At 70.5% G+C, this 13,376-nt stretch carries 8 protein-coding genes and 2 pseudogenes; 6 read left to right on the top strand and 4 right to left on the bottom strand.

What is annotated here, in order from left to right; all coding sequences use genetic code 11:
• The first annotated feature begins 106 nt into the window (after positions 1 to 106).
• Positions 107 to 4,219: an FtsK/SpoIIIE domain-containing protein gene (locus AC07DS_RS45595; protein ID WP_479154618.1), complete on the top strand. Its 4,113-nt coding sequence runs from the start codon at positions 107 to 109 to the stop codon at positions 4,217 to 4,219.
• Between the two features lie 139 nt (positions 4,220 to 4,358).
• Here the strand turns inward: AC07DS_RS45595 and AC07DS_RS45590 are convergent, their stop codons facing one another.
• Positions 4,359 to 5,006 (bottom strand): hypothetical protein, encoded by a 648-nt coding sequence (locus tag AC07DS_RS45590; RefSeq protein ID WP_479154617.1) that lies wholly within the window; start codon positions 5,004 to 5,006, stop codon positions 4,359 to 4,361.
• A 59-nt stretch (positions 5,007 to 5,065) separates the two neighbouring features.
• A complete protein-coding gene (locus AC07DS_RS45585; RefSeq protein WP_479154616.1) occupies positions 5,066 to 5,359 on the bottom strand; it encodes a hypothetical protein in 294 nt (97 codons plus the stop codon).
• A 119-nt stretch (positions 5,360 to 5,478) separates the two neighbouring features.
• On the opposite strand from AC07DS_RS45585, the gene AC07DS_RS45580 reads away from it, so the two are divergent.
• Positions 5,479 to 6,123 carry a hypothetical protein gene (locus AC07DS_RS45580; protein WP_479154615.1) on the top strand — a complete coding sequence of 215 codons (645 nt, stop codon included), beginning with the start codon at positions 5,479 to 5,481 and terminating at the stop codon, positions 6,121 to 6,123.
• Between the two features lie 110 nt (positions 6,124 to 6,233).
• On the opposite strand, the pseudogene AC07DS_RS45575 reads toward AC07DS_RS45580, so the two are convergent.
• Positions 6,234 to 6,362 (bottom strand): annotated as a pseudogene (locus AC07DS_RS45575) (IS256 family transposase); the annotation flags it as partial.
• 505 nt (positions 6,363 to 6,867) lie between these two features.
• Between AC07DS_RS45575 and AC07DS_RS45570 the strand changes: the two are divergent.
• On the top strand, positions 6,868 to 9,783 hold the full coding sequence (locus AC07DS_RS45570; protein ID WP_479154619.1) for an AfsR/SARP family transcriptional regulator: 2,916 nt from the start codon (positions 6,868 to 6,870) through the stop codon (positions 9,781 to 9,783).
• Positions 9,784 to 9,882: 99 nt separating this feature from the next.
• Here AC07DS_RS45570 and AC07DS_RS45565 read toward each other — a convergent pair.
• Positions 9,883 to 10,047, bottom strand: a pseudogene (locus AC07DS_RS45565) (hypothetical protein); the annotation flags it as partial.
• A gap of 387 nt (positions 10,048 to 10,434) precedes the next feature.
• On the opposite strand from AC07DS_RS45565, the gene AC07DS_RS45560 reads away from it, so the two are divergent.
• The 3 genes from AC07DS_RS45560 (at position 10,435) to AC07DS_RS45550 (ending at position 13,371) form a co-directional block, all read left to right on the top strand.
• Positions 10,435 to 11,046, top strand: a complete 612-nt coding sequence (locus AC07DS_RS45560; protein WP_479154614.1) for a sigma-70 family RNA polymerase sigma factor — start codon at positions 10,435 to 10,437, stop codon at positions 11,044 to 11,046.
• Positions 11,031 to 11,678, top strand: a complete 648-nt coding sequence (locus tag AC07DS_RS45555) for a hypothetical protein (protein ID WP_479154613.1) — start codon at positions 11,031 to 11,033, stop codon at positions 11,676 to 11,678. Before AC07DS_RS45560 ends, AC07DS_RS45555 begins: the two co-directional genes overlap by 16 nt.
• 109 nt (positions 11,679 to 11,787) lie before the next feature.
• Positions 11,788 to 13,371, top strand: a complete 1,584-nt coding sequence (locus tag AC07DS_RS45550) for a beta-propeller fold lactonase family protein (protein ID WP_479154612.1) — start codon at positions 11,788 to 11,790, stop codon at positions 13,369 to 13,371.
• The last annotated feature ends 5 nt before the right edge of the window (positions 13,372 to 13,376 follow it).

The following is a 13,376-nucleotide window of genomic DNA, read 5'->3' as shown; positions in this document are numbered from 1 at the left end:
CAACGCCAACGGCGAGGAGGCGGGGCGCGACCCCCCCCCCCCCCCCCTCCTCTCCCCCCCCCCCCCCCCCCCCCCCCCCCCCAGGGCCCGCGCCGAGGTCCGGCTGGTGTCGGGCCCCGGCGCCGGAACCGTCTTCCGGCTGGTCCCCGGCGATTACGACATCGGCAGCGGCCCGCTGTGCCGTATCCGGCTCGCCGACGGAGCCCCGCCGCTCGCGGCCCGGGTCCGGGTCTGTCTTGACGGCAGCGCCGAACTCCTCACGGCGGACGGGGCGTTGGTCGACGGCAAGCCCGCGCAGGGGCCTGCTCAGTGGCGGGAGGCCAGCCAGCTCGCCGTCGGCGACACCTTGCTGGAGCTGACCTCACGCCCGACAGCCCGTGCCCCGCTGACCCCGGCCCAGGACGGTCTCGGCCTGGAGTTCAACCGGCCGCCCAGGTTCCTGCCGCCCGCCGCGGGCGCCAAGTTCCGGCTGCCCGCCCCGCCGGTGAAGCCCGACAAGCGGCCCATCCCGTTGCTGCCGATCCTGCTGCTGCCCGCCGGCAGCGCCGCGATCGCCATCTTCGTCACCCACCGCTGGTCCTTCGTCTTCATCGCCCTGCTGTCGCCGATCGCCGCCCTGGTCACCCAGTTCGGCGGCCGCAAGCAGGCGATGCTCAAGTACCTGGAGAAGAGAGAGGAGTACGACCGGACCCTCGCCCGCGTCCGCGCGGACATCGACGCGGCCGTGCTGGACGAACAGCACAACCTGCGGCTGTCGCTGCCCGATCCGGCCACGTTGCTCCAGATGGCCGTCCAGCCCTCGGAACGGCTGTGGGAACGCCGGTGGCAGGACCCCGACTTCCTCTCGATGCGCGTCGGCACCACCGACCTGCCCTCGTCGGTCAGCGTCGACGACCCGGAGCAGGACGAACACCGGCGCAGCACTGTGCCCTGGCTGAACCAGGTGCCGGTCTCCGTGGCACTGCGCCGGGTCGGCGTCGCGGGCGTCGCCGGCCCGGGCGCCACCCGGCTCGCCGGCTGGCTGGCCGCCCAGGCAGCCGCCCTGCACAGCCCCACCGACCTGCGGATCGTCGTCCTCGCCGGACCGGACGGCGAACACGACTGGTCCTGGACCCGCTGGCTGCCCCACAGTCAGGCCCAGGGCGAGGACGCCTACGCCCTGATCGGCAGCACCGCCGAGTCACTGGCCCGGCGACTCGGCGAACTCGGCCAGCTTGTCGCCGCCCGCTTGGCCGCCGGACCCGACGTCGCACGCGGCGGGGCGAACGGCTACCCCGACATCCTGGTCGTCCTCGAACAGGCCCGCCGGGCCCGGTCACTGCCCGGTGTGATCGCGCTGCTGCGCGACGGCCCGTCCGTGGGCGTCCACACCATCTGCATCGACCGCGAGGAGCGGCTGCTGCCCGAGGAGTGCGGCGCTGTCGTCGTCATCGAACCGGGTGCCACCACGTCCCGGGTGCGCACCGGCTCCGGCGCCGCGCTGGAGAATGTGCGCAGCGACTCGCCGGAGCCCGACTGGTACGAGCACTTCGCCCGTGCCCTCGCTCCGCTGCGCGGCGTCGGCGACAGCGACGAGAGCGCGCTGCCCGGCTCGATACGCCTGCTGGACCTGCTGCACATCGAACCGCCCACCGCCGAGGCCGTGGTGGCCGGCTGGTCGCTCGGCGGCCGCAGCACCCGGGCTCTGCTCGGTGTCGGATACGACGGCGAGTTCGCCGTCGACCTGGTCCGCGACGGACCGCACGCCCTGATCGCCGGCACCACCGGCGCCGGCAAGTCCGAGCTGCTGCAGACCCTCGTCGCCACCCTCGCCGTGGTCAACCGGCCCGACGAAATGACGTTCGTGCTCGTCGACTACAAGGGCGGCAGCGCCTTCGCCGAATGCGCCGACCTGCCGCACACCGTCGGCCTGGTCACCGACCTCGACACCCGGCTCGTGGAGCGGGCGCTGGTCTCCCTCGGCGCCGAACTGCGCCGCCGCGAGACACAGTTGGCGCAGGCGGGCGCCAAGGACATCGAGGACTACCTCGACAAGCGGGCCCGCGGCGGCAACGTCCTGCCCCCGCTGCCCCGACTACTGCTGGTTATCGACGAGTTCGCCTCCATGGCGCGCGAACTGCCCGAGTTCATCTCCGGATTGGTCAACATCGCACAGCGCGGCCGCTCGCTCGGCATCCACCTGGTGCTGGCGACCCAGCGGCCCGGCGGCGCGGTCACCCCGGACATCCGCGCCAACACCAATCTGCGCATCGCGCTGCGCACCACCGACACCAGCGAGAGCCGCGACATCATCGACGCCCCCGACTCCGGGGACATCTCCCCGGCCAACCCCGGCCGCGCCTACGCCCGGCTCGGGCCGTCGGCCCTGCTGCCGTTCCAGTCGGGCCGTGTCGGCGGCCGTCGCCCTGGCGGCCAGCCCGCCGAGGGGACCCAGGTGTCCGTCCGTGCGGAGCCGGTGACCTGGCAGAACCTCGGCGGGCCGTTGCCGGCCGCGCGTTCCCGGGGCGGCTCGGGCGGGGTGCAGACCGAGGCCGTCACCGATCTCGCGGTCCTCGCGGGAGCCGTCGCCCAGGCGGCCCGGCTCGCCGACGTCCGGCGCCAGCCCAGCCCCTGGTTGCCGCCGCTGCCCGACCTGCTCCCGTGGACACCGCCGCCCGCGCCCAAGCCGGCCGCCGAGCGGGAAGCAGCCCTGCCCGCCGTCGAGTACGGCATGGTCGATCTGCCCGCCCAGCAGACCCGCGTCCCCCTGGTCCTCGACCTCGACCGGGCCGGTCACCTGCACATCGTCGGCTCGCCCCGCAGCGGCCGCTCCCAGACCCTGCGCACCCTGGCCGCCGCCCTCAGCCAGGCCCACGGCGCCGACGACGTTCATCTGTACGGCATCGACTGCGGCAACGGCGCGCTCAACGCGCTGACCGCGCTGCCGCACTGCGGGGCCGTCGTCGACCGCAACCAGATCGAGCGCCTCGGCCGGCTCCTGGACCGGCTGGGCGCCGAACTCACTGCCCGCCAGAGCGTCCTGGGCGCGCGCGGTACGGCCGACCTGACCGAACTGCGCCGGGCACAGCCCGCCGAGGAACGGCTCGCCCACATCGTGCTGATGGTCGACCGCTTCGAGGTCTTCGAGCGCGAGTTCACCACGTTCGACAACGGCAGCTACATGGAACGCATGATCCGGCTGCTGCGCGACGGAGCGGGCGTCGGCATCCATGTCGTTCTCGCCGGCGATCGGGTGCTCGGCAGCAGCCGGTTCTCCGGCACCACCGAGGACAAGATCGTCCTCAGGCTCAACGACCGCCAGGACTACTCCAGCGTCGGCATCCCCTCCAAGTCCGCGCCCAGCGACCCCGCACCAGGGCGCGGCATACGCACCCAGGACCTCAGCGAGGCACAGATCGCGGTGCTCGGCGAGGACCTTGCCGGCACCGCGCAGGCCGAGGTCCTGCTCACCCTGGGCCAGGAGCTGACCGAACGCGAGTCCGCGCTCCCCGCCGCGCGCCGCCCGATCCGGCTCGACGTCCTCCCCGACCGGATCGCCTACGCCGAAGCGCTCGCCCTGCACACCAACGGCGGGCCGATGCGGCCGCTGGTCTCCGTCGGCGGTGACACCCTCACCTCGCTCGGCCCCGACCTGGCGGACGTGCCGACCTTCGTGGTCGCCGGGCCGCCGCGTACCGGCCGCAGCACCGCCCTGCTCACCGCGGCGGAGTCGCTGCTGGCCGCCGGGACCGGCCTCATCGTGCTGGCGCCCCGCCGCTCACCGCTGCGGCAGCTGCGGGGACGGCCCGGCGTGGCCGTCGTCATCACCGACGCGGAGGTGTCGGCCCAGGAGTTCCGGCAGGCGCTGGGCGGCATAGCCGAGGAGAACGGTGTGATCGTCGTGGACGACGCCGAACTGTTCATGGGCGCCGAGATCGACCCCGACCTCTCGCTGCTCGCCCGTGGCGGCGCCGGAACCGGCTGGGGCGTCCTCGCGGCCGGCAACGCCGAGTCGCTCTCGCTCAGCCTGGCCGGCTGGATGGGACAGGTGAAGCGCAACCGCACCGGCATGCTGCTCTCCCCGCAGGGACCGAGCGACGGCGAGGTCATCGGCGTGAAGCTGAGCCGGGGCGTCGTCGGACAGGCCCCGCAGCCGGGCCGGGGCCTGCTGCACCTGGGCGACGGAACACTGCGGACGGTCCAGGTGCCGCTTCTCGAAACAGCCGAAGCGGGCCTCTGAGACGGGGAGGCGCAGCCCGTCCCCCTCGGGGTTGGCCTCCCGCCCGCCCGCGGGTCCGGCACAGCGGCCGGACCCGCGGAGCGGAGAAGGGCGGCCGGGCCATGAGGCCCGGCCGCCCTTTGCGCTGCCGTGCGGGGGATCAGGCGGCGACGCCGTCGTTCCCGTCGCCGTTCGCGGGGACCTGGACACCGTCGTCCGTCACGAAGCGGAACGTGCTGGTGACGGCGTCGAAGAGGTCGTACACCTCGTTCTTGAGCGGCAGGTTGGGGCTGGCGAGGGTGACCACGAGAAAGTCCTCGGCACTGCCCGGCACCGGCATCATCGTGTGCATCGTCAGCAGCTTGACGTCGATGTCCCCGGTCAGCCGGGTCACCTCGGTGCCGGTGACCCGGGCCACCGTGCCCACGTGCGGTACGTGGGCCGACGCGATGACCCGGTCCCTGGGCGCCACCCCGGTCGCAGAGGAGACCCCGAGCCGGGCGGACAGCACGGGCAGCGTGAGCTCCTCGCCCTCGGGCGTGCTGACGGCGAAGACCATGCCGTACGCCATGAAGAGGCCCTCGGTGTACATCGTCGTGGTGCCCGCGGCCAGCAGCGCCCCGTACCGGCGGGCCGCCCGGGTCACCTCCCGGCCCTGCCGGAACATGTCGTTGATCCGTGCCTTCTCGCGCGGGTCGTCGGTCGCGGCGAGCGCCTGGGCGCGGGTCCTGGCCAGTTCCTCGCCGCTCAGGTCCACCTGCTGCCACTGGTCCGGGATGTCCAGCAGAAATTGTTGTGCAGTGCTCATCGGTCAGCCGTCGCCTTCGCGGGAGGTGTGGGAGAGGTCGGGGAACGCGCCGGGGGAGTTCACCCGCTGCTGCCGTCGTCGAGGTTGGACACCGCGTCCTGGTCGGTCTTCTCGAAGGAGTCCAGGATGCTGCCGATGGCGTCCCGGATGCCCTGCACCTGCTTCTGCAGCTGGTGCTTGCCGTCCTCCCACTTGTTCTCGAAGTTCTGTGCAGAGCCGTGGGAGAGCTCGCGCCCGAACGCGGCATCGAAGTCGAACGTGTGGTGTCCGATGTCGATGAAGTCGTGCACGAAGCCCAGCATGTCCTGGGCCTCCTTGAGTTCACTCCCGGGGATGTTGACGTCTGACGCCACTGCGGGCCTCCGTTCCTGTGCGGTGAGGATTCGTCTCTGCGTGGAACACGACGTCGACCGCGGAAAACGTTCACCGCCCGGCGTTGAACCCTTCTCGGTGCCTGTCTCGTGTTCCAGGCATGACCTCGCTGTTCACCCGGCCGCTGTTCCACGGCGGTGCCGCGCGCCGTGCCGTCGTCGCATCCCTTCTCGCCCTGTGTGGTGCGGCGAGCCTGTCGGCCTGCGGCAAGACGATCTCCATCGGCGACAGCTCGACGCCGGCAACCTCGGCCTCCGCGTCGGCTCCGGCCGGGGGCAACTCGGCGCTGCAGGTGGTCGACTCCACCGCGCAGGCCGCCGGACTCAGCGGCAACGGCGGCACCGTGGTCGGAGCGGCGGTGCAGGAAGCGCCGCCCAAGTGGGTGCAGTTGTCCGCGGTGACCTCGCCCCCGCTGTCCGCGGCGCACCTCATCAACATCAACCAGGCGCCCCTGTACCGCTTCGACGACGACACCGCCGCCCCGTCACACTCGAACTGCACCGGCGCCTGCGTGGCGAAGTGGCCGCCCGTGACCATCCAGGAGGGCGGAAACGTCTACCTGGCGGGCGTGAACCCGAAGCAGGTCGGAGCCATCCGCCGCCCGGACGGCCAGGTCCAGATCACCGTCGGCGGATGGCCCGTCTACCGCTTCTCGGGCGACAGCGGGCCGGGCGACCTGAACGGCCAGGGCCTCGACGGCAAGTGGTTCGCGGTCGGCCCGACCGGGGAGAGGGCGACACAGTAGCGGGCAGACCGCGGCCGCGGTGGTGGGCCGCGCGGGTGAGGCGGCCGTACGAGGCGGTCATGAGCGCTTGCGGACGGCACCGCCCGGCATATGCGCAGCGCCTGACGCAGAGTGGACAGGTCGATGTTGTCGGCCTGTGACTCGATCGGGTGGAGGCGAGCCTTGGCCAGGAGGTCGAGTCCCATGTAGCGGCGGGCTTCGGTCCATTCGTCGTTCTGCTCAGCCGGCACGGCGCCGACGGTGGGCCGGCTGCTGAAGCAGGCGGGTCGGCTTCAGGGTTGGGTATCGGGCTTCTGGTCTGCGCTTCCCTGGGTCTACGCCGCATGGCAGGTGTTCACGCCGTACGACTCCACCTACAACGCGGTGGGCCGCCCACACCGGTCAACTCGACATCCAGAACCTCTACTTCGAGGATTCCGAGAGTGCGCACGAAAGACGCTGCAATGCTCCGTACTCCGTCCGCGCCCTCCTGCTCCGCTGCTTCCGCGCCGCCGCCCAGACCACCGGCTTGAGGTTTGAGCTGGAGTCCGTCACTTCGTCGCATGCGAAGGACAGCGGGGAGCCGACTGAAGTTCCCCCCGAACCTGGACAGCTTGAGACTCTGGGGTCCGGACGGTCTGAACCGGCTCGAGTCCCGCACCGTAAGGTCCCCTGAGAACATATGCCCGTCTGCTGTCGCCCGACGCGTGGGCTCGGGGCACGCCTGGGGAAGGTTGTGCTGTCGGTACGGAGTGTTTTGTGCGTATGCGTTTCGCCGTGCTGGGGCCGGTCAGAGCATGGCGCGGTGACACGGAGCTCGAGCTCGGGCCGCCCAAGCAACGAGCGCTCCTTGCCCTGCTCTTGACCCGGGCGGGGCATCCGGTCGCCGTACACGACATCGTCGATGCTCTGTGGGGGCAGGACCCGCCGGACAGCGCCGTCAATGTGGTACAGCGGCACATCGGGTCGCTGCGCCGCCTGCTCGAACCGGGCCTCCCGGCGAGGGGCGTTTCGCGGTGGCTGGTGCGCGGCTCGGGCGGCTACCGCCTGGAAGTGGGCCCCGACTGCCTCGACCTGCTGCGCTTTCGGAACCTGCGTCAGCAGGCGGAGGAGGCGGCGAGGCACGGGGGAACGGCCGAGGCCACGGAGTTGCTGATCGAGGCCCTGGCCCTGTGGCGAGGGCCCACGGCGTCCGGAATCGCCCCCGAGGTCAGGTCCCATCCGGTATTCGTCGCCGTGGACGGCGAGTATCTGGCCGCCGTCAAGGAGGCGGCGGATCAGGCGCTGGAGGCGGGACCTGGTCTCGGCGCGCGGGTGCTGGTCACGCTCAGACAGGCCGCCGCCCAGCACCCGCTGGACGAGATGCTGCAGGCCCGACTGATCCTGGTACTCGCGGCCACGGGCCACCAGGCGGAGGCCCTCGACGTCTACCAGAACACACGCGCCCGTCTCGCGGGGGAACTGGGTGTGGACCCGGGCGCCGAATTGCAGGCCGCTCAGCAGGAGGTGCTGTCTCAGACCGTGCCCCTGGGGAATCCGACACCGACCTGTGGAGCGGGACCCGACGACCCCCACCGCTCGGACGGCATCACCGTGGCTCCGGCCTGCGCGGCCCAGCCGGACGACACCGCGACCGTACGCCCCGCGCAACTCCCCGCCGACCTTTCGGTCTTCATCGGCCGCTGCAAGGAATTGGAGGCTCTCCGAGCGCTGTTGCCAACGGCCGGGGGAGTGGCGTCTTCGGTGGTGATCAGCGCGATCGGGGGCATGGCCGGGGTGGGCAAGACCACCCTGGCCGTGCACTGGGCCCACCAGGTCGCCGAACATTTCCCCGACGGGCAGCTCTACGTCAATCTCCGCGGATTCCATCCCAGCGACTCGGTCATGAGCGCCGCCGAGGCGATGCGGTCCTTTCTCGATGCCTTCGGTGTCCCCTCCCATCGCCTCCCCGCCGGGCTCGAGGCGCAGGCCGCGCTGTACCGCAGTCTGCTATCCGACCGGCGGATGCTGATCCTCCTGGACAACGCGCACGACACTGAACACGTCCGTCCCCTGCTGCCCGGAGCCTCTGGCTGTCTGGTGATCGTCACCAGCCGCAACCAGCTCTGCGGACTGGTGGCCGGCGAGGGCGCGCACTCCGTCACGCTGGACCTGCTGAGCGAAGCGGAGGCGTTGGCGTTCCTGCGCCGGAGGCTGGGCGCCGACCGTGTCACGCGTGAGCCCTCTGCGGCCGCGGAGATCGTTTCGGCCTGCGGGAACCTGCCCCTGGCCCTGGCCATCGTCAGCGCACGTGCCAGCATCAATCCGGCATTCACGCTGGCGTCCGTCGCGGCCGAACTACGGGAGAGCCGAGGCAGCCTCGATGCCTTCTTCGGAGAGGGCCCTGTTACGGACGCCAGAACCGCATTCTCCTGGTCGTACAACCTCCTGTCGCCGGAGGCCGCGCGCATATTCCGGTTGCAGGCCCTCCATCCGGGCGCAGACTACTCGCTCGCGGCCATGGCAAGCCTGGCGGGTCAGCGGCCCGGCCGGATACGCCCGCTGCTGGCCGAGTTGGCGCGTGCCCATTTGATCTTCGAAGCCGTGCCCGGCCGGTTCAGTTGTCACGAACTGCTGCGCACCTACGCCGCAGAGCTCGGCCAGGCGCAGGACGCGTCGGACGAGCCCGGCCCCGCCCGGCGGCGGATGCTCGACCACTATCTGCACAGCACGCATGCCGCCGAGCGGATCCTTGCGCCGAGCCGGGAACACTGCGAGCCGAAGCCCCACGCGGCTGAGGTGACCGTGCCGCGGTTCGCCGATCAGGCGCAGGCGGCGGCCTGGCTGGACGTCAACCGCCCCGTCCTGGTGGCCGCGATTGAGCAGGGCACCCGGCACGGAATCGGCGAGCACAGCTGGCAGCTCGCCGCGATCCTCGAACGGTATCTGGACCGCAGCGGCCGCTGGCAGGAACAAGCCGTCGTGCAGACGGCGGCGATGACGGCGGCCCGGTGCCTGGGCGACCTACGCGGCCAGGCATACGCGCACCGCGCACTGGGTTTCGCCAACGGCCGACTGGGCAATTGGACGGAGGCAGGCGAACACCTCTCGCGCGCGTTGAAGTTGTTCGGCGAGATCGGTGACCCGGCCGGTCAGGGCCGGGTGCACCGCTATTTCGCCTTCCTGGCCAATCTGCGGCGTCGGCACGACGAGGCACTCGACCACTATCGGCGGGCGAGCGGCCTCTACCGCACGGTGGGGCGCCGCAGCGAGGAGGCGAGTGTCTTCAACGAGGTCGGCTGGACGTACATCCTGATGGGGGAGTACACGAAGGCGCTGGACGAGTGTGGTCAGGCCCTCGCGCTGCACCGGCAGATCGGTGACCGCAACGGCGAGGCCGCCGCGTGGGACAGCCTCGGCTACGCCCATCACCATCTGCGCGCTCACGACCAGGCGCTCGCCTGCTACGAGCCTGCCCTCGAGCTGTACCGGGCGATCCGCGACCGCTACCTCGAGGCCGACACTCTGGTGCACATCGGCGACTCCCACCATGCGGCAGATCACCGTGTGCAGGCCGCGTTCGCCTGGCGGCAGGCACTCGCCATCCTCGACGAGATCGGCCATCCGGACGCCGCGGGTGTCCGCGACAGGATGAAGGGCGCGGCCGCGTCCGGCATGCAGGTGAACGCTCTGAGGGCCTGACGACGGCGCGCCCGCGGGGCGCCGTCCGACCCGTCCGACCTGTCCGGCCCTGCAGAACTCCTCGACCTCAGCAATCCGTCAGCGTTCCGGAAAACGCCCTCACTCCGGAGACCGCGAGACTGTTCCGACTGCTGGCTCTGCACCCGGGGCCTGACAGCTCCATCGGAACGGGGCAGCGCCCACCGCGATGGTGTGGGTCACCTTGCGGCCGGCCAGGTCCACCACGCTCACCGTGCCGTCGACCTGGTTGTCCACCCACAGTTCGCGGCCGTCCGGGCGGACCCGAAGTCGCTCGGCCTGTGGTGAGGTCCACCACGGTCACGTCGTTGCTGTTGTTGTTCGCCACGAACAGATGGCCCGCGGTGGCGGCCATGCTGTCCGGTCCGCTGCCCACGGCGATCGGCGGACCGGCGTTGCGGGCCCGGGTGTCCACCGGAGTCAGATCCAGTGCTGTTCCCATGGAAGGCCCGCTGCCAGCAACTCATCTGAGGGTCTTCCTGGGCATGTCGTCACTTCCGCGTGCGAATCAGGTCGCACAGCCGCCGCTCGACGCCACCTGCATGATGTGATCTAGGTCGCATCATCTGCCATCAACACTGCCACCCTTGCCCGCGTATCCCCTCGCGCAATCACGCATGGTGAGATCGGAGGATGCCGGGTGAACGCGTGGCAGGCCGGGAACGACAGGCGCTCGTAGTGGGCGTCCGGATGTGGCGCGTACGACGGAAGAAGGCCGAAGACGCGTCGTTGGGCAGCGAAGACGGGGTGCGGTCTGCCTATCGCGAGTACGGCGGCGAACTACTGGGCTTCGCCCGTAACGCGCTTGGTGACCCCCATCTGGCGGAAGAGGTCGTGCAGGAGGTATTCCTGCGGGCCTGGCGCGCCTCGGATTCCTTCGACAGCAGGCGGGGCAGCCTGCGGACCTGGTTGTACACCATCGCCCGCAACGTGATTGTGGACGCACACCGACGCCGGGAAATCCGGCCGGTCGTGGCCCATGCGGAGGAGGCGGGGCGGGACAAGGCGGCTGCGGGTATTGATCCGTATGACCAGTTGCTTGCGCGCATAGAGCTGCGTGAAGCGCTGGACCGTCTATGCCCCGAGCACCGAGAAGTGATCATCGAAGTGTACTTCCTGGGCAGAACCTGCGCCGACTTCGCCGACGAGTTGGGCATCCCGGCCTCCAGCGCCCGCAGTCGTCTGTACCACGGCATTCGTAAGCTGCGTGGCATTCTCGACGAGAACGGATGGCTGGCACCATGAACGACTTCTGCATCGCGATCCGCGAGGAGGTCACCGAACTCCTGCTGCTGGGCAAGCCGCTACCCACTCCCATCGCCCGCCACGTGGCGTCGTGCGCGGAATGCTCAGAGGAAGCAGCAGGAGTGCGCCGGGTGGTGCGGACCTTCGAGCGTACGGACTACCTCCGTGTCCCCTCCGCCCTCCCCGACGTCAACCGGGCATCCGCCGTTGCCCCGTCGCACCCGAGGGGGCGCATCCGCCGCCGAGTCGCGGCCGGAATCGCGTCCTTGGCGCTTGCGGCGTCCGCCGCCGTCGTGACCGTCGTGGCGACCTCCGGCAACGACACCCACACATCCGTCGCCTCGGTCCATGTCGCACAGGACGGTGAGATGATCTCGCACACCTGGGGCACCGAGATCCCTGTGTCGCTGTCCGGGCTACGGGACGGCAGCACCTACCGGCTCATGACAGGCAATGCCCGCGGCTACCGGGTGCAGGCCGGCAGCGTGCGGGCGAGCGGGCAGGGCGATGCCCCCATGCGCATCCGCCTGACCACCGCGATGAGCAAGGACACCATCACCACGCTGTACGTCCAGGACGCGGACGGGCGCTTCGTCGCCCAGTCCCCAGTGGGACCGCATCGCAGTTTCTGACACGGGGCGCCGTCCTGCCCCGTCCCCGACCACCCCGAATCAGGGCCGGTTGCGTGCCTGCCCCTTTCTCAGCGCACCTCGCAGGTGCCCCTTATGTGGAGGTTTGTTAGTGATTTCGATCAGCAGGGCTGCCGGTGCCGCCGCGGTACTGACCGGCATTGGTGGCACGGCCCTCGGAGCAGTGAGCGTCGCCCAGGCCGAACCGTCGCCCCCGGCCACCGGTCGGCACAGTGGAGTGAAGACCATCGCAGGTGACTACGCGTCGGCGTCCGTGCCGATATCGGGCCGTGACCGCGTATACACCGCCGACCAGACATCCAACACGGTCACGGTCATCGACCCGTCCACGAACAAGACGCTCGGCACGATCGCCCTCGGTGCCCAGCGTCTCGGCGCCGCCCTCAGCCCGCAGTACACCAAGAACGTCGGCGTGCACGGTCTCGCCTTCTCCCGTGACAACAAGCGCCTCGGCGTAGTGAGCGTCACGAGCAACACCGTGGACATCATCGACACCGCCACCAACAAGGTGATCAACGAGACCGACGTCGGCCGTGCCTCGCACGAAGGCACCTTCACCGCAGACGGCAAGCAGTTCTGGGTCGCCGACCGCGGCAGGGACACCGTCACCGTCGTCGACGCGGTGCACGGCGGTGTGCTCACGAACGTCAAGGTGGGCACCGGACCCTCCAAGGTCGTCATCAGCCCCGACGGCAGGACCGCCTACATCAACCACACCAGCGCGCCCGAGATCACCGCGGTCGACGTGCGCACCCACAAGGTCCTCTACACCATCAAGGGCCTCGGCGACATCTTCTCCTCCGACGAGGCGATCTCGCCCGACGGCACGGAACTGTGGGCCCCGCACAAGCGCGCCGGCCTGACCAGCGTCATCGACCTCAAGCACCGCAAGGTCACGGCCGTACTGAAAACCGGACCGGACACCAACCACCCCAACTTCGCCCATACAACGAAAGGTTCGTTCGCCTACTTGACCGTAGGCGGCCTCGACCAGACCCTCGTCTATCGCCGCAACCCCAGCGGCACACCCGAGCTCGTGACCCGCATCCACGACACCGGCCACGCACCGCACGGTATCTGGCCCAGCGGAGACGGCACCCGCCTGTACGTGGGTATGGAGAAGTCCGACGCCGTCGATGTCATCGACACCGCCACCAACAAAGTCATCGACACGGTCGGCGTCGGCCAGGAGCCCCAGGCCCTGGTGTACGTGCCCAACGCAGCGCCCACCGGATCCGCCGCCAACCTCGGACGCCAGGGCCTTGGCAACGCACCCCGCAACGTGTCCACCACCCTGCCCGACGGAACGGCAGGCGAGACCATGCGCCCCGGTGACAAGGGCCGACAACTGGAAGCCACGGTCCGGCCGGTCAGCGGACTCGACATGATCCAACTCCAGGCCCGCAACCTTCAGCCGACCACCACCTACCAGGCGTACGCTGTCCAGAAGGACGGCAGTAAGACCCCCCTGCTGACCTTCACCACGGACCCCTCGGGCAACGCCCCCCAGGTCCTGGCCTTCGCCGACTTCACCGGTGTGAGCATCTCCCTTGCCTCCGAGGGCAAGGCCACCGCACAGACGCTGGCTCGGATGTCCTCCGCGGTCGCCTCCATGCACCCGGGCTCCGGCAGTGCCGTCGAGGCTGCCGACCTCCTGTTCTGCGACTGCTGCTGAAAGGC

The sequence above is a fragment of the Streptomyces sp. NPDC044064 genome (genome assembly GCF_056434245.1).
Note: the sequence above shows the minus strand (reverse complement) of the source record. Positions and strands in the feature narration are given on the sequence as shown.

Bases quoted from the DNA above. Each gene is read 5' to 3' on its own strand.
- AC07DS_RS45590 (WP_479154617.1), bottom strand. From the start codon at position 5,006: ATGAGCACTGCACAACAATTTCTGCTGGACATCCCGGACCAGTGGCAG.
- AC07DS_RS45580 (WP_479154615.1), top strand. From the start codon at position 5,479: ATGACCTCGCTGTTCACCCGGCCGCTGTTCCACGGCGGTGCCGCGCGC.
- AC07DS_RS45570 (WP_479154619.1), top strand. From the start codon at position 6,868: ATGCGTTTCGCCGTGCTGGGGCCGGTCAGAGCATGGCGCGGTGACACG.
- AC07DS_RS45560 (WP_479154614.1), top strand. From the start codon at position 10,435: ATGCCGGGTGAACGCGTGGCAGGCCGGGAACGACAGGCGCTCGTAGTG.
- AC07DS_RS45555 (WP_479154613.1), top strand. From the start codon at position 11,031: ATGGCTGGCACCATGAACGACTTCTGCATCGCGATCCGCGAGGAGGTC.